The sequence below is a fragment of the Sphingobium sp. WR1 genome (genome assembly GCF_059693745.1).
In genome coordinates this window covers 348768-369027 of sequence record NZ_JCATID010000002.1, presented here as the reverse complement: position 1 = coordinate 369027, position 20260 = coordinate 348768, and the positions used below count along the sequence as shown (strand labels likewise).

Below are 20260 nucleotides of genomic sequence, written 5' to 3'. Positions count from 1 at the left end.
CTTCTCCTTCGCCCTTCCAACCTTTTGAAAGCCATGACAGACAGGTAAGATGAGCGATCGTCCCCATCTCCTGCTCGTCGATGACGAGCGTTCGATCCGCGAACCGCTGGCGCAATATCTGTCGCGCAACGGCTTTCGCGTCACCGCCGTGGAAAATGCCGCCGACGCGCGGTTGCGCCTCGCCGCCAACGCGATCGACCTCGTCATCCTCGACATCATGATGCCCGGCGAGGACGGGCTGTCGCTCTGCCGCCATATCCGCGAGGCGGGTGAGATTCCGGTCATTCTCCTTACCGCAAAGTCGGAGGAGACAGACCGCATCGTGGGCCTTGAAATGGGCGCGGACGATTATGTGCTGAAACCCTTTTCCCCGCGCGAACTGGTCGCCCGGATCAAGGTGATCTTCCGCCGTGTCGCCACCGGCGGGCAGCGCGTCACCGCGCCCGACGGCGCGACCTACGCCTTTGCCGGCTGGCTCCTGAAATCGCAGGAACGCACGCTGGTGGACAGCGAGGGCGTGTCGCTGCCGCTTTCGACCGCCGAATATAATCTGATGCTCGCCTTCGCCACGCGCCCCAATCAGGTGCTGAGCCGCGATCAGCTGCTCGACATCACCCAGGGGCGCGAGGCCAACGCCTTCGACCGGGCGATCGACAACCAGATCAGCCGCCTGCGCAAGAAGATCGAGCCCGACCCGAAGAACCCCACGCTCATCAAGACGGTCTGGGGCGGGGGCTACACGCTTTCGGCCGAAGTGCGGAAGCTGTGAAACGTCTCCGTCTCTGGCCGCAAAGCCTGGTCGGGCAGATCATCATCCTGGTCGGGATCGCGCTGTTCGTGGCGCAGGCGATCAATTTCGGCCTGCTGTTGCGGGAACGCAACCGAGTGGAATTGACTGGCTGGACCGCGCCGCTGGTCTATCGGGTCATCAACACGCTCGATATGCGCGGGGACCGCTGGCCGGGACGTGCCGACCGTCGGGATAGTGACGATCGCGAGCGGCCCGAGCGTCGCAATGTCGAATTTTCCACGACCCGCCCTGTCCTCGACGGCAAGCCGCGCCCCGATGTGCAGGCGCGAGCGGAAGCGATGTTCGACGATATCGGCATCACGGTCCGGTCGGTTGCTGCGGCCGAGGACAGCCGTGTGATGCCGGTGCGCCGCTGGGAACGGATACGCAGCCGCGCCACCGGCGAAACGCCGCGCGACCGCCGCGTCGGCCGGCTGCGCCTTGTGGTCGAATATGAACCGGGCAAATGGCTGACGGTCGAAGCGCGCATCGGCAATCGGCCGCCGCGCTTCGGCGGCTGGCTGATCGGCCAGACGCTGATCCTCTATATCATCGTCCTGCTGCCCCTGCTCTGGGTCGGCCGGCGGCTGGCGCGCCCCTTGAAGCAGCTTACCGGCTCCGCCCAGCAGTTCGCGAAGACCGGCGCTGCCGATCCGGTGGATGAGCGCGGCCCCGGCGACGTGCGCGACCTCACCATGGCCTTCAACGCCATGCGCGCGCGGATCATCGCCATGCTGGACGAAAAGGACAGGATGCTGGGCGCGATCGGTCATGACCTGCGCACGCCGCTGGCGTCGCTGCGCGTCCGCACCGAATCGGTCGAGGACGAAGGCGAGCGCGCCCGCATGTCCGAGACGATCGACGAGATGAACCGGATGCTGGAGGATATTCTCTCGCTCGCCCGCGCCGGGCGCAGCACGCAAAGCCCGCAGAAGGTCGACCTCGCCGCACTCGCCGACGCGGTGGTGGAGGATTTCATCGAGCTGGGATCGCCGGTCGATCTGGCCGACAGCGACCGTGCCGTCGCCTTCGTGCGGCCGCAGCAGATTCGCCGCGCGCTGCGCAACCTGATCGAAAATGCGATCGTCTATGGCGAGCGCGCCCATGTGTCGGTGCTGCACGAAGCGGGGACGATCCGCATCACCGTCGCCGACGACGGCCCCGGCATTGCCGAGGACCGGATGCAGGAGATGCTGGAACCCTTCACCCGGCTCGAAGGATCGCGCAACCGCGAGACGGGCGGGGCTGGGCTGGGTCTGGCGCTGGTCCGCGCGATCATGGCGGAGCATCAGGGCGAACTGCGCCTTGTCAACCGGCCGCAGGGCGGGCTGGAGGCCAGCCTGGTGCTACCGGCCTGAGCGCGTCGCCTGCGCAGACCAATTGTCCAGTTCGTTGTCGGGATAATGCAAGGCGAAGGGCGCCATGCCGGACGGCGCCCTTGCCCGGTGAAGCGTCACGCCGCGGCGCGGCGTTCCTTCAGTTCCTCGTTGAGCATTTCGGCCAGCAGGAAGGCCAGCTCCAGGCTCTGCGCCGCGTTCAAACGCGGGTCGCAATGGGTGTGGTAGCGGTCGGCCAGCCCCTCGTCGGTGATGGCGATGGCGCCGCCGGTGCACTCCGTCACATTCTGCCCGGTCATTTCGGCATGGATGCCGCCGCCGAAGCTGCCCTCGGCGCGATGGACGGCGAAGAAGCCGCGCACTTCGGCCAGGATGCGGTCGAAGGGGCGGGTCTTGTAGCCATTGGCCGCCTTGATGACATTGCCGTGCATCGGGTCGCAGGACCAGATGACCGGATGGCCTTCGCGCATCACCGCACGGACGAGCTTGGGCAGGCCGGCCTCGATCTTGTCATGGCCGTAGCGGGTGATGAGCGTGATGCGGCCGGCTTCCCGCTTCGGATTCAGCGTGTCGAGCAGGCGCAGCAGCGCGTCCGGTTCCAGCGACGGCCCGCACTTCAGGCCGATGGGATTGCCGATGCCGCGCAGATATTCGACATGAGCCGACCCTTCGAAGCGGGTGCGGTCGCCGATCCACAGCATATGCGCCGACGTGTCATACCAGTCGCCGGTCAGCGAATCCTGACGGGTCAGCGCCTGTTCGAACGGCAGCAGCAGCGCTTCATGGCTGGTGTAGAAGCTGGTCCCGCCCAGTTGTGGCACGGTTTCGGCGTCCAGGCCGCAGGCGCGCATGAAGTCGAGCGCCTGGCCGATCTGGTCGGCCATCGCCTCGAACTTCGCGGCCCATGGGGACCGGCCCATGAAATCAAGCATCCAGCCATGCACCCGCTCCAGGCTGGCATAGCCGCCGGTCGAGAAGGCGCGCAGCAGGTTGAGCGTCGCCGCCGACTGGTTATAGGCGCGCACCATCCGCGCCGGGTCCGGCTCGCGGGCCTCGGGGGTGAAGGCGATGTCGTTGACATTGTCGCCGCGATAACTGGGCAGCTCGACGCCGCCGATCGTCTCGGTATCGGCCGAGCGCGGCTTGGCGAACTGGCCCGCCATGCGGCCGACCTTCACCACCGGCAGTTTCGACGCGAAGGTCAGGACGACCGCCATCTGCAGCAGCACACGGAAAGTGTCGCGGATATTGTTCGGATGGAACTCCGCGAAACTCTCGGCGCAGTCGCCGCCCTGAAGCAGGAAGGCATCGCCATGGACGACCTTGGCGAGGTCCGCCTTCAGATGCCGCGCCTCGCCCGCAAAGACGAGCGGCGGAAACTGGCCAAGCTGGGCCTCTACCGAGGCGAGCGCCTCCTGGTCCCGATAAAAGGGCATCTGGATGCCCTTATGCTCCCGCCAGCTTTCCGGCGTCCACTTCGCCGCCACGTCGAGTCTCCTTCACTCAAATAAAATAGGCGCCGCACCTACGCTGCCAAGGGCGCCAAGGCAAGTTTATAGCGGTTTCGCCGCCATGCCACGCAATGATTTGTCCCGATCAGGCTGATCGAACAACTCTATTTTTGACAGGGATAGCGGTCGTTCAGCGCCACGCTGACGAGGACGGAGGCGGGCGCCTTGCGCTGGTCGGGCCAGCGTTCGAGATAGGCGACGACGATCTTGCGGGCCTCGTCCGCGCCCATGCGGTCGGGCCAGCACACCGGGCGCCCCCGGCCGATAAAGGCGTCCTTGCGGATGCCGTCGACCACGCCGACAACATAGGCGGTGCAGGCGAGCGCATATTCGGGCGCCTTGTTGCGACATTTGGCGAGCAGGCTGGTGCCCGATTCGAACATGAAGGCGCCCGATCCGGTCGAGGGGGACGGCGGGGCCGCAAGGGAGGGCGAGGCGGCGAGGCTGGCTGCCGCCAACGCGATCGGAAGCGCGCGTATCATGATCGTCCTGAAAGCTGCTGTTGTTGCCCGCCCGTAACAAGGCGATGCTGAACCGCGCCTGTCCGTTTCACCGCCATAGCCTTTTCGTGCGCAACGGACCAGTGCCCCGCCGGATTACTCCTTCCGTTTGGCGGTAAAATCGAAGGACAGGGCCACCTGCGGCGTCAGGCCATTGCTGCTGTCGCCATTGCCGACGCCGAAGGCGCTGCGGGCGATGGTGGCGCTGCCCGATACCTTGCGGGTGGCGTCCTTGCCCGACAGGGCGAAGCGGATGGTTTGCGGTTTCGAGACGCCCTTGAGCGTCAGCGTACCGCTGGCGCGATAGCGGTTGGGGCCGGTCGCTTCCGCGCCTTTCGCGACGAAGGTCGCCGTCGGGTGGGCGGCGACGCCGAAAAACTCGTCGCCCGGCAGCATCCCGTCCTTATAGGCGTCACCCACGCTGGCTGATGCCATGTCGATCGTCACCTTGATGTCGGCGCTGTCGGGATGGTCGGGGTCCATGACGATGGCAGCGGTCCATTTGGCGAAGTTGCCGCTGATCGTCTCGCCATCATTGCCGACCGAAAAGCCGATGTGGCCGCCGGGCTGGACGGTCCAGGCGGGCGGCGGGCCGGCGGGTTCCTCGGCGGCGGGCTGGGTGTCGTTCGCTGCGGCATTGTCGGCGGGGGCTGCGACGTTGACCGATTCCGCTTCGGCGGAATTGTCTGTTTCGGTGTCGGCTTCTTCAGTCACGGGTGCTGGAGCGGGCGCGGCCTGCGGGGCGGGCAGGATCGCGCGGCCGGCGGCGAAGCCGGCGAGGATCAGCGCGGGCAGCGCCACCAGCAGCGCAACCGAGCGGCCCGGCACCATCCGCCAGATCAGGCCGTCGCGCATCAGCAGATGATGACGCAGCGCGCCCGCGACATGGAGCAGGAAAAGCGCGATGCCGATCCAGGCGAGCAGGCCATGGCCATTTTCCGCGAGCGCGTGGGCCGTGGCGGGCAGGGGCAGATGGGGCAGGGGGAGGACGCCGAAGAGCAGGGTCGGCACCTTGACCTTCGCCGTCGACACCAGCGCCCAACCGGTCAGCGGCGCGCCGAGCATGAAGACGTAGAGGCCGACGTGCACGCCCGACGCCAGCGCGCCCTGCCAGCCCCCTTCCAGTTTTGCCGGGCGGGGTTTCCAGTAACGGATGGCGATGCGGGCGAGGGTCAGCGCGAGGATCGATATCCCGACCGACTTGTGCAGCTGGTAAAGGGAGAAGCCCTTCGCGCCCAGAGCCTCCAGCGCCCAGCCGACGGCGATCTGGAAGGCGAGCAGGGCGGCGATCGCCCAGTGCAGGATGATGGCGGTCAGGCTGTAGCGTTGCGGCATAAACGGTCCCCGGATGAACAGGGGCCGAAATTAGGTCGTGGGTGTAACCAAGTCCACCGCCACAGGCGGAAACGATGGGTTGCGGCTTGAGATCGGCTGAGGCTGCGGGGCGAGTTTTAACCGTCTGTAAGCGGGCAGGAGCGGACAATTTTTATCTGTCATTCCCACGAAGGCGGGAATCTATCTCCGGGCCTATCCTCTTGATGCGAAGTCAGGAGATGGATCCCCGCCTTCGCGGGGATGACGGAAAAAGGAAATGATCGCCCTCCGCCCAAATAGCCCACGCGCAGCCTTAGCGTTCGAGATCGAGTGCCGGCTTTTCCGCGTCGGGCAGGGAGGCACCCATGACCTTCGCGAGCGTAGGGGCGATGGCGCGCATGTCGACCTGGCCCAGATTCTTGCCCGGCGCCACGCCCTTGCCCATGAGCAGCAGGGTGGACTGGAGGTTGGCGGGGCCGGGGAAATAGCCGTGCATCCCCTTGACCGGGCTATGGGCCACCACAGGAGCGGCGGGGCCGCGAAACACGTCGGTGACGAAGCCCGGCTTCAGATTGACAGCGAAGCTGGCCTGCGGGTTGCCGCCCATGGCCGCGACCTCCGCCTTGTCGGCGACCTTCGCGATACCGTTAGCGGGATTGGCGGCGAGACGGTCGAGCAGGGTCTTCACCCGTGCCGCAAGCGCCGGGTCATCGGGGCGGGCGAGCATGATCGCGGCCGATCCGCCGGAAATCCACGGCATGGCGAGCCAGGAGGCGACCTTGCCATCCTTGTCCAGCGTGATGAGGCCCGCGTCGATGAAAGGACGGAAGAGGTTGAGTGCCGTGTGCGTCGCTTCGAACCCATGGTCGCTGACCAGCGCGATGACCGCATCGGGATGCGCTTTCCTCTCGGCGGCGACGAGATCACCGATGATGGCGTCGATCTTTTCCAGCACGGCCTTTGCGTCGGGTGTGTCGGGTCCCTTCTCATGCTGCTCATGGTCGAGCGCGGTCAGATAGACGGTCAGGAAATCGGGCTTGTGCGCGGCGATGAGCGCGGTGGCGAAGCGGCCGCGCAACTGGTCGCCGGGCAAGCTTTCGTCGATGCCCATGGCATAGGGCTGGCCGACCTTCGCTTCCAGTTCGGCCTTGAGGCCCGGCGTCGCCAGCGCGTCGAGTAGCATGGCATCGTCGGCATGGCCGGTGCGCCAGATTTGCGGCAGGTTCCAGGTCACGCCCTTCGCCGCGACGCTGACCGGCCAGTGGATATTGCCGGTGGTCAGGCCCGCTTTGGTCGCGGCCTCCCATAGCATCGGCACCTTCACGTCCTGCGCATACCAATACCAGCCGCCCTGGTTGATGCCGGTCGGGTCGAAGCTGTTGTTGGCGACGATGCCGTGCTTCGCGGGTGCGGCGCCGGTCATCAAGGTCGTGTGGCTGGGATAGGTGAGCGTCGGCAGCACGCCTGCCACGCCCGTCGCATAAGCGCCGTCCTTCAGGAAACCGCGCAGATTGGGAATGGAAAGGCCGCGCTTGTCCGCCTCCCGCACGTCGCCGGGCCGCAGCCCGTCGATCGAGATGAGGAGAACAGGCTGGGCCTGCGCCATGGCCGGGAAGGTCGCAGCGAACGCCACGAACAGGACAAGCGCGGACTTTCTCATGGTCATGTCTGTTCCCCGTTCCGTTCGCTTCGAGCGCAGTCGAGAAACGCTTCCCGACCCGCTCGAAGTGAAGGGCGTCAGCTCAGAAACCCGTCTTCAGCGTCGCGAAGAATTGCTGCGGCGCGCCCACCAGCAGGGTCTGCGCGTCGCCGCTGTTGCCGAAGCCGCCCGAACCGATTGTGCCGACATAGCGCTTGTCGAACAGGTTGGTGGCGTTGAGCTGCACCTCCATCCGGTCGGTGAAGCGATAGCCCAGCGAGGCGTCCACGATCACCCGGCCGGGGACCGAGGCGTCGTTGGTGTAGCTGTAGTAGCGGCGCGACATATAGTTGACGCCGACGCGGAAGAAGCGCTGACCATCGTCATAGTTGAACTCGCCGCGCGCCATATGCTTGGGGCTGTCGACCACGGTCTTGCCCTTGATCGCCGCGACCAGCGTGCCGTCGGAGCTGTTGAGCACATCGTCGCGATAGGTCGCATCGGTGTAGCTGTAGGAACCGTAGAGGCTGAAGCCCGATCCCAGATTGAAGGTTCCCGCAGCCTCGACGCCAACGGCGCGCACGCTGCCGACATTCTGGAGCGCGGACGCCAGCCCCTGGATCGGGCTGCCGACCTGCACCGCCAGCAGGCGATCGCGGAAATTGACCAGATAGGCGCCCAGCGTGCCGTTGAACAATGGGCTATTGTAGCGCAGGCCCAGCTCCCAGGTGTCCGACGTTTCCGGCTTCAGATCATCCTTGATCGCGTCGAAGCCGGCCTGGTTGGTGGAGAAGGGGCCGGTCGTGGTGGCGCTGGCGAAGGCGCGCGTGACCTGGGTGAAGCCGCCGAAGATTTCCGCTTCGGGCGTGATTTCGATCGCGAAGCCGGCATGGGGCTGGAACCAGTCCTCGACCTTGATCTTGCCTTCGGGGAAGGTGGACGACACGATCGCCTCGGCCTTGTTCGTGACCTTGAAGCCCTTCCACCCCAGGTTGATCGTCACCATGCCGAAATCGATCTTGTCCTGGACATGATATTGGAAGGTGTTGGTGGTGAAATCGAACTCCCACTGGGTCGCGAAGGGGTTCTTGGGATAGTCGCGGAACGACAGGCCCGGCTCGGTGCGGCTGGCGAAGGCGTAGAAGCGGCGGGCCTGGTTGAACTTGTTATTCTCATACCAGGCGCCGACGCTCAGATTCTGGATGCCGAGCGTATAGTCGATGCTGCCGAACGCGCCGATCCGGTCCATCTCATATTCGGTGGTGCGCACCGACATGGGCACGCCGTTCGGGCTGGGGGTATAGGGGGTCGCCCACAGGCCCATGCCGCTGTTATTGTGATAATAGCCCTTGATCTTGAAGGTCGCCTGCTCGCCGATCGGCGTGGTGACGCCGATCGCGCCCAGCCAGTCCTTGCGCAGGCCCGCCGCGTCATAATAGGCGTCGTCGGCGCTGGTGACGTTGCCGGGATAGACCTGCCCGCCGGCCACGGATGCGCCGCTATAGTCGTAGAAGCCGTCGGGGAAGGGCGATCCGCCGCTGTTGCTGATCAGGTCGACGTCGTTCAGGCGGCTGGCATAGTCGATCGCGCGGGCATAATCGGGATAGGTGTTGTCCCAGTCCCAGCCGAGGCGACGGATCATGTTCATCGACATGTCCTGATAATCCTGCTCGCGCCGGTCGGAATAGCTCAGCCAGCCGTCGACCGTCGCGTTGCCGACGGGGATCACCACCTTGGCGTTGCCCATATGCTGGTCCTGCGTGCCCTGGCCCTTATATTTGTCGGTCGAGCCATAGCCGTAGGAAACATAGCCGCGAATGCCGTCGCGGCTGCCCAGCGCCAGCCGGGCGAAGGCGCGCCAGGTTTCGTCGCTGCCATAGGTGAGGTTGCCCTGCGCGCCGAACATGCCGCCGCTCAGATAGTCGGCCGGATCGGCGGAAAAGGTTTCGACCGTGCCGCCGAGATTGGTCGTCGACTGGGTGCCGAGCGAGCCGGCGCCCTGGCTGACGCGCACGCTGCCGATATTCTCGCTGCTGACGGCGCGGGTGATATGCAGGCCGTTATGATTGCCATAGCTCATGTCGCCCAGCGGGATGCCGTCGAAGGTGAAGCCGAGCCGCGTTTGATCGAAGCTGCGGATGGTGACGCGCTGCGACCATTCATAATTGCCGAACGGGTCGGCCGACTGGAAATTGACGCTGGGCAGCTTTTCGATGGCTTTCAGCGCGTTGGTGCCGGGCGTCAGGGTGACGATGTCCTTGGACGCGATCTCCTGTACCTGGCGGGTTTCGCCGCGGCCGAAGACGATGATTTCGGTTTCGTCCGCAGCGGCGGCGTCGGCCGCGGGCAGCGCATCCTGGGCGAAGGCCGGCGCGGTGGCGAGCATGGTCGATGCGAGCAATAGGGCGTTGAAGGCACGCATGATGAAATCCCCTTTGAACCCTGATGATGTGGATATTGGTTCGGCGGGGCATTAGGCGCGCGATGTTGCACTGCGGTGAGAGCATCTTGACGGTTCGGCGACGCTCTTGTGACACTAACGTTATGATCGTCCGATCATGGCGGCTTTCTTTGTCATTGTGTCAAAAAGGTCGCAGTCCCGCCATTTTCACTGGCACGATTGCATCGCGCATGGGGGCGGCTATGGAAATGTGACAGATAATTCCGAAGGAAAGCAGGACATGGCCAAACCCGAATCCTGGCGGTTCAGCCCGGAAGCCTATCGCTTCGTCACCAGCATCGACACCCGCTTCCAGGATCTGGACACTATGGGCCACATCAACAATGTGGCCATTTCCGGCATCTTCGAAACCGCGCGCATCCGCTTCCATCATCATATGGGGCGCCATCCGCAGGAGCAGGGGGTGCGCTGGCTGGTGGCCAATGTGAACCTCAACTTCATCGAGGAATCGCATTTCCCCTATCCGTTCGAGGTGCATTGCGCGATCGGTCATATCGGCCGCACCAGCTGGACGATCAGTTCGGCGGGTTTCCAGAAGGGCGTGTGCGTCGCCACCTGCGACACGACGGTGGTGACTCATGGCGCGGAGGGCCGCCGCCTGATCGACGACACGCTGCGCGAGGCGATGGAGCTGAATTTCCTGCGCCGACCGGAATGAGTTGGCCGGAATGAGTTGGCCGGAATGAACTGGCCTATTTGAATCCCGCCATCCGCCGGCTCCACTGGAAGGCGATGACGCCGCCCTTGACCGGCTGGATCAGCGCGACCGCGAGCAGGATCGCGAGGCCGGGCCAGATCAGCGCCTGCCATCCGATCGGAATGGCGAAGGCGGCGTTCACCTCGATCATCAAGGGCACCAATATATGCCCCAGCAGCAGGATCACGATATAGGCGGGGAAGTCGTCGGCCTGGTGCACGTCCAGGCGGAGGCCGCAGCGCGGGCAGGCCGACGTTGCCTTGAGGAAGCGGGCGAACAGCCGGCCTTCGCCGCAGGCGGGGCAGCGGCCGCGCAGCCCGTGGCCGATCGCCGGGCCGATCGGGCGGTCGGGCCGAATATCCGGGGCGGGATCGGTCATGGGTCGAGGGCTAGGGGCTTCGCGCCGCCCATGCAACAGGGCATCGCCGCCCTATGCCCTTCCGCTCCCCGCAAAGCCTGTTAAGAAGCGCCATGCGCCTCCCCGGTCCCGACGAGCCATTCTGCCTGTTCGACGATGCGCGCCTGCGCGGCGCGGCGCCGGCGCGGCTCTATCGCGATCCGGTGGCCGTCATCGCCGCCCGGACCATGGCGGAGGTGCAGCCCGCGCTCGATCGGGTGGCCGAGGCGCGCGAGGCCGGGCTGCATGTCGCGGGCTATATGCGTTATGAGGCGGGGCTGGCGCTGGAGGGCCGGCTCGCCCCGATCGCCCGGCGGCGGGACGATGCGTGCGCGCCCCTGCTCTGGTTCGGCCTGTTCGAAGGGGTCCGGCTGATCGCGCCCGGCGCGTTGCCCGGCCTGCTGCCCGATCCTGCGGCGGCGAGCGTGGGGCCGTTGCGGCCTTTGGTGGACGAGGCCGGCTATCGCGCCGCCTTCGACCGGGTCCAGGACTATATCCGCGCCGGCGACATCTATCAGGTCAACCTGACCTTTCCCTGCGAGATCGCGGTCGATGGCGATCCGATGGCGCTCTACGCCGCGATCCGGCCGCGCGCGGCGGCGGGCTATGGCGGGGTCATCCGCGACGGCGCGCAGACCATATTGTCGTTTTCGCCCGAGTTGTTCTTTACCCAGGTGCGTGGCCAGCTGACCGCCCGGCCGATGAAGGGCACCGCCGTCCGCGCCGCCGATGCGCAGGAGGACGCCGCCAACGCCCGCTGGCTGGAGGAGGATGCCAAGCAGCGCGCCGAAAATCTGATGATCGTCGACCTGCTGCGCAACGACCTGTCGCGCGTGTCGCAGGCGGGCAGCGTCACCGTCCCCGACCTGTTCAAGGTGGAGAGCTATCCGACCGTCCATCAACTGGTGTCGACCGTGCGCGCGCGGGTGCTGCCTGGCCTGACGCCGGTCGACGTGCTGCGCGTGCTTTTTCCCTGCGGGTCGATCACCGGCGCGCCCAAGGTGCGGGCGATGGAGATCATCGACGCGGTCGAGCCGCACCCGCGCGGCGTCTATACCGGTGCGATGGGCTGGATCGATCCGGAAGGCGACGCCGCCTTCAATGTTGCCATTCGCACGCTATGCGTCGAAGAAGGGTGTGGAGTCGGCCGGCTGGGCCTCGGCTCGGGCATCGTCGCAGATTCGGAAGGAGGCGCCGAATGGGCGGAATGCCTGGCCAAGGGACGCTTTCTTTCGCTGGCGTGACGTCATGATGTGTGCAGGGGCGTGAAATCATAGCAATGTCTTTGGCTGACGGACGGTTCGACCTGCTCGAAACCATGGCCTTCGATCCGCATGAGGGGATCAGGCTGCTTGAGCTGCATCTGGCGCGGCTGAAGGCCAGCGCCGATGCGATGGGCTTCACCTTCGATCGCCATGCCGTGCGCAACGAGCTTCAGGCCGCGACCTTCCACCTGCGCGATGCGAGCCGGGTGCGCTTGCTGGCGTCGCGCGGCGGAGCGCTTGCGATCGAGGTGCGGGACCATAGCAGCTGGCCGCAGGCGATCGTGCCGGTCGCCGTGGTGCCGCGCAACGCGCCCGCCGACGACCTGCGCCTGCACCACAAGACCACCGACCGCTCGCTCTATCGCGATGCGCTGAAACGCGGCGGCACCTATGAAGTGCTGATGACCGACGCGGCCGGTTATCTGACGGAGGGCAGCTTCTCGACCCTGTTCGTGGAACGGGGCGACAAGCTGGTGACGCCGCCGCTGTCGCGCGGGCTGTTGCCGGGCATATTGCGGCAGAGCCTGATCGACATGGGCGAGGCGGTGGAGGGCGATCTGCGCCTGCACGACCTGGAGCGCGGCTTCTTCATCGGCAATGCCGCGCGCGGCATGGTTGCCGCGACATTGCAGCGCTGATTGGGGCCCGATAGCAGGCCTATCCTGCCGTAAAGCCATTCAAGCCCATCTGGCCAGTTGCCCCTTCGCCCGTTGCGCACTAAGGGACGCGGCGTCCGCCTTTAATTGCGGGCCTTGGGGATTCATTATTTTGGGTCGCGATTTCCGAGTCGGCGGGTGGTTTCGCCCGCTTCGAAATCGCTCTGGAGAAAGTTTATTACCATGAGCCAGACTTCCGCCGCCTTGGGTCGCATCCAGCCGTCCGCCACGCTCGCCATGAGCGCCCGCGTGAACGCGCTCAAAGCCGAAGGCGTGGACGTCATTGGACTTTCGGCCGGTGAACCGGATTTCGACACCCCCGATTTCGTGAAAGAGGCAGGGATCGAGGCGATCCGCAAGAATCTGACCCGCTACACCGATGTCGACGGCACCGCCGACGTCAAGGAAGCCGTCGCCTTCAAGTTCAAGCGCGACAATGGCCTCCTCTACAAGCGTAGCCAGATCAGCGTGAATTCGGGCGGCAAGCACACTTTGTTCAATGCGCTGGTCGCGACCGTCGATGCGGGCGATGAGGTCATCATCCCGGCGCCCTACTGGGTCAGCTATCCCGACATCGTGAACTTCGCGGGCGGCACGCCCGTGTTCATCGAAGGCCCGGCGTCGCAGGGCTACAAGATCACCGCTGCCCAGCTGGACACCGCGATCACGCCGCGCACCAAATGGGTCATGCTGAACTCGCCCTCCAACCCGTCGGGTGCCGCCTATTCAGCCGATGAACTGAAGGCGCTGGCCGACGTGCTGCTGCGCCATCCCCATGTGCTGGTGATGACCGACGATATGTATGAGCATGTCTGGTACGCCTCGACCCCCTTCGCCACCATCGCGCAGGTCTGCCCGGACCTCTATGACCGCACCCTGACGGTCAATGGCTGCTCCAAGGCCTTCTCCATGACCGGCTGGCGCATCGGTTTCGCCGGTGGTCCCGAATGGATCATCAAGGCGATGAGCAAGCTTCAGTCGCAGTCGACCAGCAATCCCTGCTCGATCAGCCAGGCCGCCGCCGTCGCCGCCCTGACCGGCCCGCAGGATTTCCTAGAAGAACGCAACAGCGTGTTCAAGAAGCGCCGCGACATGGTCGTCGCCATGCTGAACGACGCGCCGGGCCTCGATTGCCCGACGCCTGAAGGCGCTTTCTACGTCTATCCCGACGCCAGCGGCCTGATCGGCAAGACGACGCCCAAGGGCGAAGTCATCACCAGTGACGAGGCGCTGATCGGCTATTTCCTGGATGAAGCCAAGGTCGCCGCCGTCCATGGTGCCGCCTTCGGCCTGTCGCCGGCCTTCCGCATCAGCTACGCGACATCGGACGAAGTGCTGCAGAAGGCCTGCACCCGGATTCAGGAAGCCTGCGCCGCGCTGAAATAGGCCATCCGCCTCATCGCGGACGGGGTGGACCCATGCCCGTCACGGGAAGCAGCCGGCGTGCGAATGCCGGCTTTTCCTTCTGTCATGAAATGGAAACGGTTCTTTTCCGACCGCGCCGTCTTGTGATTGGCCCCGCGGCCTCTATATGCCCGTTGCGCAAAGAAACTGATTTAGGGTTCACTCCTTCGTCGTTGACTGGTTTGCATTGGTCGAAAGCCGCTCCCGCGGTTGAGCCGGTTCAGGCAGGGGCAAGGCGCTGGCGCGTAACCGCAAGGCCGAGTTGGCCGAAAAGGACTGTGAGAAAGGCACTGCCATGATGGCATTTTTGAAATCCGACCTGTTCCTGCGCTTTCTGGGCGGGTTTGCGATCGGCGCTGTCGGCATGTTTCTGTTGCAGCCGTCGGAACCGCCGATGCTGAGCACCACCGCCGTCGCGGCGACCACGACCAATGGAACGGCGCTCTAAGGCCCTTATCTTCCTTTTTACAGCGGCGCTCGCCGCCGCTTCGCCCGCGCGCGCGGAGCGCCCGGTCCTCGCCCCGGTTCCGGCCCTGGATGCCGCCTCGACCCGCAAGCTGGAAACCGCGATCTTCGCCGGCGGTTGCTATTGGGGTGTCGAGGGCGTCTTTTCCCACGTCAAGGGCGTCCGTCTCGCCGTATCCGGCTTTGCCGGCGGGCCGAAGGGGCGTCGCGTCGATTATGAGACAGTGAGCGGAGGCGACACCGGCTTCGCCGAGTCGGTGCGCGTCACCTATGACCCCGCGCAGGTCAGCTACGGCGCATTGATGCGCATCTTCTTTTCGGTGATCGCCGATCCGACCACGCTCAATTATCAGCGTCCCGACAGCGGCACCCAATATCGCAGCGCGCTCTTCCCCCTGAACGCCGAACAGGACAAGGCGGCGCGCGCCTATCTGGTCCAGCTTGGCAAGGCGGGCCTGTGGCGCGATCCGATCGTGACGCGGGTCGAACCGTTCACCGGTTTCCAGGATGCAGCGAGCGACCATCAGGATTTCCTGCGAAAGAACCCGCTGCATCCCTATATATTGCGCTGGGACAAGCCCAAGGTCGCCGCGCTCAAGGCGATGTTCCCCACGCTCTATCGGGAAAAGCCGTCGGCCTGATCGGAGCAAGAAAAAGGGCGGCAACCCGAAGGCGCCGCCCCATTTGCCGGCTGGAACCGGATCGGTTCACCCCGCCTTGTGAGCGGGGCTGTTCCGATTACTTCAGCTCGACGGTCGCGCCGGCTTCTTCCAGCTGCTTCTTGATCTTTTCGGCTTCGTCCTTGTTCACGCCTTCCTTGACGGCCTTCGGAGCGCCTTCGACCAGAGCCTTGGCTTCGGTCAGGCCCAGGCCGGTGATGGCGCGGACTTCCTTGATGACGTTGATCTTCTTGCCGCCGTCGCCAGTCAGGACGACGTCGAATTCGGTCTGCTCTTCAGCAGCGGCGGCAGCCGGGGCGCCAGCGGCGGGGCCGGCAACGGCAACAGCGGCGGCGGCCGAAACGCCCCACTTTTCTTCGAGAGCCTTCGACAGCTCGGCGGCTTCGAGGACGGTGAGGGCCGAGAGCTGGTCGACCAGAGCGTTGATGTCTGCCATTTGTCTAATTCCTTATTTGGGGCGATATGCCCCGTCAGATGAGGGTCAAAAAATCGGATGAGAGGCCGCTCAGGCGGCTTCCTTCTCCGCATAGGCGTTGAAGACGCGCGCAAGCTGCGCAGCCGGTGCCTGGGTGACGGTTGCGAGCTTGGTCGCGGGTGCAACGAGCAGCCCGACGATCTTCGCACGCAGTTCATCCAGCGACGGCATCGATGCGAGCGCCTTGACGCCTTCCGCATCGAGCAGCACTTCGCCCATCGCGCCGCCAACGATCTCAAGCTTGTCGTTGGTCTTGGCGAAATCGATCGCAACCTTGGCGGCGGCGACCGGATCGGCCGAGATGGCGAGGCCAACCGGGCCGGTCAGCAGGTCGCTGATGCCGGTGTAGCTGGTGCCGTCAAGGGCGATACGGGCGAGGCGGTTCTTCGTAACCTTGTAGGACGCACCGGCTTCGCGCATCTTCTGGCGCAGGACGGTCGACTGGGCGACGGTCATGCCGAGGTTGCGGGTCACGACGACCACGCCAACTTCTGCCAGCTCTGCGTTCAGCGCGGAAACGACCTCAGCTTTCTGATTACGATCCATGCCATTACTCCACTTCATGTCCGCTTCGCTTGGCGCTTGGCGAACGACTAAACCCACGCCATGCGGCATGGGGCACTAGGTCCGAAGGGGAGAGATCGACTGGCCCGCATCCATGGGAAACAGGCAGACCCGAATCGGGCGCATGGCCCGTTCGGCAAAGAACTTTTCCCCGTCTAGGCTGGAGATTAAGAAGGGCAGATTCCCTTCACCAACTGTCTCGGACGGAAGACCCTGGGGGGTCTGCTGGGCGGGCCTTTAGTGGAAAGAGGGAGGTTTGTCACGCAGAATCTCGGCGATGGAGCGCACGACTGCCCTTCCGTTTCCGCGTCCAGCCCTTAGTCTGCCCCATCTCAACCATGGGAAGAGGAGCGTGCCGATGACCAGCGACGGAAATGAGGATGCGGGGGCTGCGCCCGATCGCCTGCCCGAAGATCGCAACTGGATCGGCGCGACCGGATTGCAGCGCCGCCATGTGCTGGCCGGGGGCGCCTTTGCCGCCGGGTTCGCGGCGGCCTGTCGCCCGGTCGCGAGCAGCGCGGTGCAGACGTCGGGCGAGGGGCTGACGGAGGAGACTGTCTCCATCCCCGCGAGCGACGGTTTCGCCATGCCGGCCTTCGTCGCGCGGCCAGCGGGCGGGAAGAGCGCGCCGGTGATCGTCGTGGTGCATGAGATTTTCGGCGTGCATGAATGGATTCGCGACATCTGCCGCCGCTTCGCCAAGGCGGGCTATTACGCCATCGCGCCTGACCTGTTCGCCCGCCATGGCGACGCGACAAAGGTCGCCGACTTCAAGCAGCTGATCGGCACGATCGTGTCGAAGGCGCCCGATGCGCAGGTGCTGACCGACATCGACACCACCTATGCCTGGGCGGGTAGCCATGGCAGCGACGCGAAGCGGCGCGGCATCACCGGCTTCTGCTGGGGCGGGCGGATCGTCTGGCTCTACGCCGCGCACAGCGCCGATCTCGACGCGGGCGTCGCCTTCTATGGCCGGCTGGTGACGGACAAGACCGCGTTGCAACCGCTGAGCGCGGTCGAGGAGGTCGGGAAGCTCAAGGCGCCGGTGCTGGGCCAATATGGCGAGCTGGACAAGGGTATCCCCCAGGCCGATGTCGAGGTGATGCGGGCCGCGCTCGCCAAGGCGGGCAAGTCGCCGCCCGACGCCATCACCGTGCACAAGGGCGCGGACCATGGCTTCATGGCCGACTATCGCCCCAGCTATAATGAGGCGGCGGCCAAGACGGCCTGGGCCGAAACGCTCGGCTGGTTCGGCAAATATGTGAAGGGTTGAATATCTCCTCGAGCGTGTCGAGAGGCGTGCTTCTCGACACGCTCGAAGTGCGTCCTATTTCCCCTTCATCGCCTCCACCGCGGCCAGCGTGCTCTTCACATGGCCGGCATAGTTCATCTCGCTATGGACGAAGGCGATGCGGCCCGACGGCGCGATGACATAGGAGGTGCGGTCGGTCATGCCCGGCCGCATCTTGAGCGCCACGTCATAACCCGACACGATGCCGGGGCCGGCCGAGGCGACGGCGAACTTGCCCGCGCATTCCTTGGTCGAGAAGGCGACGAGATCCTCCACCGGATCGGCCGACATGCCGATGACGGTCGCGCCCGCCGCCTTGAACTTGTCGATATTCTCCGCGAACTCGCGCGCTTCGGCCGAACAGCCCGGCGTGAACGCCTTGGGGAAGAAATAGAGCACCACCGGCCCGTGCTTCAGCTGGTGGGACAGGGTCAGGGTGAAGGTTTTGCCCGCCTGCGCGCCGCGGGTGGTGAAGTCGGGCGCCTGGGCCCCGACGGCGAGCGCGGCGACGGCGGCGCCCGGCATGAGGGTGACGGCAGCGGCGGCGAAAAGGAGAGGCAGGCGCTTCATCAGGGGACTCCAATGTTCAGGCGGCCAAAAGTCGGGCGGCCAAAAGTCAGGCGGACGGGGTGGGCTGTTCCCACAATTCGATCGCATTGCCCTCTGGATCGTGAATGCGGGCAAAACGGCCGACTTGCGGATCGTCCCATTCGGGCTTGGTGATGATCTCAACCTTCGCCGCGCGCAAGTCCGCCAGCAGCGCGTCGAGGTTGGACACGCGGAAATTGATCATGAACTGTTTGTCGGCGGCGAAATAGTCGCTGTCGGCCTTGAACGGGGCGAAGACCATCGGCCCGCCCAGCGTCTGCCACACCCATTCATTCGCCTTCGCCGCCGGATCGGCGACACAGCCGCCGCCGACATTCAGATGCGTGCGATACCAGGCGGCCAGCGCCTCGGGATCGCGCGAACGGAAGAACAGGCCGCCCATTCCAAGCACCGGCATGACGTCGACTCCCCTGACTGCCGCCTGTTCCTACCATGGCGGCAATCCCGAGTCATGCGGGGAACCGGGAGGCGGGCAAGCGGGTTTTCGCATCATGCGAAAGATCGTTCCGCTCCTGTCCCTGCTGTTGCCCTTGTTCTCGGTCGCCGCCTGCAACCAGAAGGAGGAACGGCAGGAACGGAAGCCCGGTGTCGTCTCGAACATCATCGACGAGACGCTGCCCGAAATCAGGGATGGGCCGACACCCGCCAACAGGATCACGCCGATCGAACCGCCGCCGGCGATCGATACGCCGCCACCGCCCGCCGCGCCTGACGGGCTGATCCCCGCCTCTCTACAGGGACGCTGGACGGGAATGGACGAGCGCTGCGGCGATCGCGCCGCCGATCTGGAACTGTCGATCGCGCCCGATGAACTGGTCTTCCACGAAAGCGTCGGCGCCGTGAAAGCGGTGCGCGAAGACGGTGACGGCAAAATCGCGGTGGAGGCGGCCTTCACCGGCGAGGGGCAAAGCTGGACCCGGACTCTGCACATGCGGCGCTCCGCGGACGGCAAGACGCTGACCATCGTCAACGATGGCACGGCGGTGACGCGCAAGCGCTGCTGATCCTCGCTCCGTTCAGGGAAGGCGCTTGTCGCTTCCCCAAGCGCCCACTCCCCGCTACAGCCACCCGATGATCGGCCGCCTGACCCTGAGCGATTTCCGCAACCATGCGGATGCGCTGATCCTGCCCGATCACGCCTTCATCCTGCTGACCGGCGACAATGGCGCGGGCAAGACCAACATATTGGAAGCCGTGTCGATGCTGGCGCCGGGGCGCGGCCTGCGCGGCATGCCGCTGTCCGCCATGGCGCGGCAGGAGGGCGCGGGGGGCTTTGGCATCGCGGCGGAGGTGGACGGGGTGGTACTGGGCACCGGCGTTGCGCCCGCCAGTCCCGACCGGCGGCAGGTGCGGATCGGTGGCGTCGCTTCCTCCGCCAATGCGCTGGCTGACCATCTCTCGATCGTCTGGCTGACACCGGCGATGGACCGGCTGTTCCTCGACAGCCCCGGCGGCCGGCGTCGTTTCCTCGACCGGCTGACGCTGGCGCTGCATCCGAGCCATGCCGCGCACAGCGCACGCTATGATGCGGCGATGCGGGCGCGCAATCGGCTGCTGACCGACCTGCGGCGGGCCGATCCGGTCTGGCTGACCGCGCTGGAGGCGCAGATGGGCCAGCATGGCGCGGCGCTGGCCGGCGCGCGCGCCGATCTCGTGGCGCGGCTGAATCATGTGCTGGCGGACCAGCCCGACGAACCGTTCGCCCGGCCGCTGATCGCGATCGAGGGTGAGGAGGAGGGGGATGAATCGCTTGGCTCCCGGTTGGGCCGCGAACGGCGGCGCGATGCGGCGGCGGGGCGCACCCTGTCCGGCCCGCACCGGCATGACCTGGCCGTCACCCATGTCGCCAAGGGGCGGGCCGCGGCGCTCTGTTCGACCGGGGAGCAGAAAGCGCTGCTGCTCTCCATCCTGCTCGCCCACGCCGCGCTGGTCGCCGCCGACCGGGGCCAGCCGCCCGTGCTGTTGCTGGACGAAGTGGCGGCGCATCTCGATCCGTCGCGGCGGGCCGCGCTGTTCGACCGTTTGGCCGATACGGGGGGGCAAGTGTGGATGACGGGGACTGAATCCAGCCTTTTCAGTGCCTTGTCGTCAGCAACACGGCTGACGGTAACGGCTGGCCACGTTTTTCGTTCCGCAGCATAACGCAACGATCAAACGACTCGTCGCCCCATGCTTGTCGGTTCGACCGGCGTCTGCCCTAAGAGC

The 20260-nt window shown here is 65.6% G+C and carries 21 protein-coding genes; 11 read left to right on the top strand and 10 right to left on the bottom strand.

The window, feature by feature from the left end; genetic code table 11:
- Positions 1–49: 49 nt before the first annotated feature.
- On the top strand, positions 50–769 hold the full coding sequence (locus AC58EF_RS04325; RefSeq protein WP_497274803.1) for a response regulator: 720 nt from the start codon (positions 50–52) through the stop codon (positions 767–769).
- On the top strand, positions 766–2148 hold the full coding sequence (locus AC58EF_RS04320; RefSeq protein ID WP_497274802.1) for a sensor histidine kinase: 1383 nt from the start codon (positions 766–768) through the stop codon (positions 2146–2148). Before AC58EF_RS04325 ends, AC58EF_RS04320 begins: the two co-directional genes overlap by 4 nt.
- Positions 2149–2243: 95 nt before the next feature.
- On the opposite strand, the gene AC58EF_RS04315 is transcribed toward AC58EF_RS04320, so the two are convergent.
- The 5 genes from AC58EF_RS04315 to AC58EF_RS04295 form a co-directional block, all read right to left on the bottom strand.
- Positions 2244–3614 (bottom strand): class II 3-deoxy-7-phosphoheptulonate synthase, encoded by a 1371-nt coding sequence (locus AC58EF_RS04315; protein ID WP_497274800.1) that lies wholly within the window; start codon positions 3612–3614, stop codon positions 2244–2246.
- Between the two features lie 128 nt (positions 3615–3742).
- The gene (locus AC58EF_RS04310; RefSeq protein ID WP_497274798.1) at positions 3743–4120 is read right to left on the bottom strand and encodes a Rap1a/Tai family immunity protein; all 378 of its coding nucleotides are present in this window, start codon (positions 4118–4120) and stop codon (positions 3743–3745) included.
- A gap of 114 nt (positions 4121–4234) precedes the next feature.
- A complete protein-coding gene (locus AC58EF_RS04305) occupies positions 4235–5473 on the bottom strand; it encodes a YceI family protein (protein ID WP_497274797.1) in 1239 nt (412 codons plus the stop codon).
- Positions 5474–5765: 292 nt separating this feature from the next.
- Complete coding sequence (locus AC58EF_RS04300; protein WP_497274980.1) at positions 5766–7112, bottom strand: alkaline phosphatase family protein; 1347 nt, start codon at positions 7110–7112, stop codon at positions 5766–5768.
- 82 nt (positions 7113–7194) lie between these two features.
- Complete coding sequence (locus tag AC58EF_RS04295) at positions 7195–9513, bottom strand: TonB-dependent receptor (RefSeq protein WP_497274795.1); 2319 nt, start codon at positions 9511–9513, stop codon at positions 7195–7197.
- 259 nt (positions 9514–9772) lie between these two features.
- Between AC58EF_RS04295 and AC58EF_RS04290 the strand changes: the two genes are divergently transcribed.
- Positions 9773–10210: an acyl-CoA thioesterase gene (locus tag AC58EF_RS04290; RefSeq protein WP_066857969.1), complete on the top strand. Its 438-nt coding sequence runs from the start codon at positions 9773–9775 to the stop codon at positions 10208–10210.
- Positions 10211–10244: 34 nt separating this feature from the next.
- Here AC58EF_RS04290 and AC58EF_RS04285 read toward each other — a convergent pair whose 3' ends face one another.
- Positions 10245–10628, bottom strand: a complete 384-nt coding sequence (locus tag AC58EF_RS04285; protein ID WP_497274793.1) for a DUF983 domain-containing protein — start codon at positions 10626–10628, stop codon at positions 10245–10247.
- 92 nt (positions 10629–10720) lie between these two features.
- Between AC58EF_RS04285 and pabB the strand changes: the two genes are divergently transcribed.
- The 5 genes from pabB (at position 10721) to msrA (ending at position 15077) form a co-directional block, all read left to right on the top strand.
- Positions 10721–11890 carry an aminodeoxychorismate synthase component I gene (pabB, locus tag AC58EF_RS04280; protein WP_497274791.1) on the top strand — a complete coding sequence of 390 codons (1170 nt, stop codon included), beginning with the start codon at positions 10721–10723 and terminating at the stop codon, positions 11888–11890.
- Between the two features lie 35 nt (positions 11891–11925).
- Positions 11926–12549 carry an aminotransferase class IV gene (locus AC58EF_RS04275; protein WP_497274790.1) on the top strand — a complete coding sequence of 208 codons (624 nt, stop codon included), beginning with the start codon at positions 11926–11928 and terminating at the stop codon, positions 12547–12549.
- Positions 12550–12750: 201 nt separating this feature from the next.
- Positions 12751–13953 (top strand): pyridoxal phosphate-dependent aminotransferase, encoded by a 1203-nt coding sequence (locus tag AC58EF_RS04270; RefSeq protein ID WP_497274788.1) that lies wholly within the window; start codon positions 12751–12753, stop codon positions 13951–13953.
- A 313-nt stretch (positions 13954–14266) separates the two neighbouring features.
- Positions 14267–14419, top strand: coding sequence for a hypothetical protein (locus tag AC58EF_RS04265; RefSeq protein WP_179044228.1), 153 nt, complete (start codon positions 14267–14269; stop codon positions 14417–14419).
- On the top strand, positions 14403–15077 hold the full coding sequence (msrA, locus tag AC58EF_RS04260) for a peptide-methionine (S)-S-oxide reductase MsrA (RefSeq protein WP_497274786.1): 675 nt from the start codon (positions 14403–14405) through the stop codon (positions 15075–15077). Before AC58EF_RS04265 ends, msrA begins: the two co-directional genes overlap by 17 nt.
- Before the next feature lie 97 nt (positions 15078–15174).
- Here msrA and rplL read toward each other — a convergent pair whose 3' ends face one another.
- Both rplL and rplJ read right to left on the bottom strand, forming a co-directional pair.
- Positions 15175–15552, bottom strand: a complete 378-nt coding sequence (gene rplL, locus AC58EF_RS04255) for a 50S ribosomal protein L7/L12 (protein ID WP_497274784.1) — start codon at positions 15550–15552, stop codon at positions 15175–15177.
- Between the two features lie 69 nt (positions 15553–15621).
- Positions 15622–16137: a 50S ribosomal protein L10 gene (rplJ, locus tag AC58EF_RS04250; RefSeq protein WP_497274782.1), complete on the bottom strand. Its 516-nt coding sequence runs from the start codon at positions 16135–16137 to the stop codon at positions 15622–15624.
- Positions 16138–16513: 376 nt separating this feature from the next.
- Here rplJ and AC58EF_RS04245 point away from each other — a divergent pair, with 376 nt between their 5' ends.
- The gene (locus tag AC58EF_RS04245) at positions 16514–17428 is read left to right on the top strand and encodes a dienelactone hydrolase family protein (RefSeq protein WP_497274780.1); all 915 of its coding nucleotides are present in this window, start codon (positions 16514–16516) and stop codon (positions 17426–17428) included.
- 54 nt (positions 17429–17482) lie between these two features.
- On the opposite strand, the gene AC58EF_RS04240 is transcribed toward AC58EF_RS04245, so the two are convergent.
- The gene (locus AC58EF_RS04240) at positions 17483–18016 is read right to left on the bottom strand and encodes a peroxiredoxin (RefSeq protein WP_497274779.1); all 534 of its coding nucleotides are present in this window, start codon (positions 18014–18016) and stop codon (positions 17483–17485) included.
- 46 nt (positions 18017–18062) lie between these two features.
- Positions 18063–18452 (bottom strand): VOC family protein, encoded by a 390-nt coding sequence (locus tag AC58EF_RS04235; protein WP_497274777.1) that lies wholly within the window; start codon positions 18450–18452, stop codon positions 18063–18065.
- A gap of 94 nt (positions 18453–18546) precedes the next feature.
- Here AC58EF_RS04235 and AC58EF_RS04230 point away from each other — a divergent pair, with 94 nt between their 5' ends.
- Positions 18547–19059: a hypothetical protein gene (locus AC58EF_RS04230; protein ID WP_497274775.1), complete on the top strand. Its 513-nt coding sequence runs from the start codon at positions 18547–18549 to the stop codon at positions 19057–19059.
- 67 nt (positions 19060–19126) lie between these two features.
- Entirely contained in the window at positions 19127–20197 is a 1071-nt protein-coding gene (gene recF, locus AC58EF_RS04225) for a DNA replication/repair protein RecF (RefSeq protein ID WP_497274979.1), read from the top strand.
- Positions 20198–20260 lie beyond the last annotated feature (63 nt).

Coding starts and splice junctions, on each gene's coding strand:
- AC58EF_RS04245 (WP_497274780.1), top strand. CDS start 16,514: ATGACCAGCGACGGAAATGAGGATGCGGGGGCTGCGCCCGATCGCCTG.
- AC58EF_RS04290 (WP_066857969.1), top strand. CDS start 9,773: ATGGCCAAACCCGAATCCTGGCGGTTCAGCCCGGAAGCCTATCGCTTC.
- AC58EF_RS04235 (WP_497274777.1), bottom strand. CDS start 18,452: ATGCCGGTGCTTGGAATGGGCGGCCTGTTCTTCCGTTCGCGCGATCCC.
- AC58EF_RS04285 (WP_497274793.1), bottom strand. CDS start 10,628: ATGACCGATCCCGCCCCGGATATTCGGCCCGACCGCCCGATCGGCCCG.
- recF (WP_497274979.1), top strand. CDS start 19,127: ATGATCGGCCGCCTGACCCTGAGCGATTTCCGCAACCATGCGGATGCG.
- AC58EF_RS04240 (WP_497274779.1), bottom strand. CDS start 18,016: ATGAAGCGCCTGCCTCTCCTTTTCGCCGCCGCTGCCGTCACCCTCATG.
- AC58EF_RS04265 (WP_179044228.1), top strand. CDS start 14,267: ATGATGGCATTTTTGAAATCCGACCTGTTCCTGCGCTTTCTGGGCGGG.
- AC58EF_RS04325 (WP_497274803.1), top strand. CDS start 50: ATGAGCGATCGTCCCCATCTCCTGCTCGTCGATGACGAGCGTTCGATC.
- msrA (WP_497274786.1), top strand. CDS start 14,403: ATGGAACGGCGCTCTAAGGCCCTTATCTTCCTTTTTACAGCGGCGCTC.
- AC58EF_RS04230 (WP_497274775.1), top strand. CDS start 18,547: ATGCGAAAGATCGTTCCGCTCCTGTCCCTGCTGTTGCCCTTGTTCTCG.
- AC58EF_RS04270 (WP_497274788.1), top strand. CDS start 12,751: ATGAGCCAGACTTCCGCCGCCTTGGGTCGCATCCAGCCGTCCGCCACG.
- AC58EF_RS04305 (WP_497274797.1), bottom strand. CDS start 5,473: ATGCCGCAACGCTACAGCCTGACCGCCATCATCCTGCACTGGGCGATC.
- pabB (WP_497274791.1), top strand. CDS start 10,721: ATGCGCCTCCCCGGTCCCGACGAGCCATTCTGCCTGTTCGACGATGCG.
- AC58EF_RS04295 (WP_497274795.1), bottom strand. CDS start 9,513: ATGCGTGCCTTCAACGCCCTATTGCTCGCATCGACCATGCTCGCCACC.
- AC58EF_RS04300 (WP_497274980.1), bottom strand. CDS start 7,112: ATGAGAAAGTCCGCGCTTGTCCTGTTCGTGGCGTTCGCTGCGACCTTC.
- rplJ (WP_497274782.1), bottom strand. CDS start 16,137: ATGGATCGTAATCAGAAAGCTGAGGTCGTTTCCGCGCTGAACGCAGAG.
- rplL (WP_497274784.1), bottom strand. CDS start 15,552: ATGGCAGACATCAACGCTCTGGTCGACCAGCTCTCGGCCCTCACCGTC.
- AC58EF_RS04310 (WP_497274798.1), bottom strand. CDS start 4,120: ATGATACGCGCGCTTCCGATCGCGTTGGCGGCAGCCAGCCTCGCCGCC.
- AC58EF_RS04275 (WP_497274790.1), top strand. CDS start 11,926: ATGTCTTTGGCTGACGGACGGTTCGACCTGCTCGAAACCATGGCCTTC.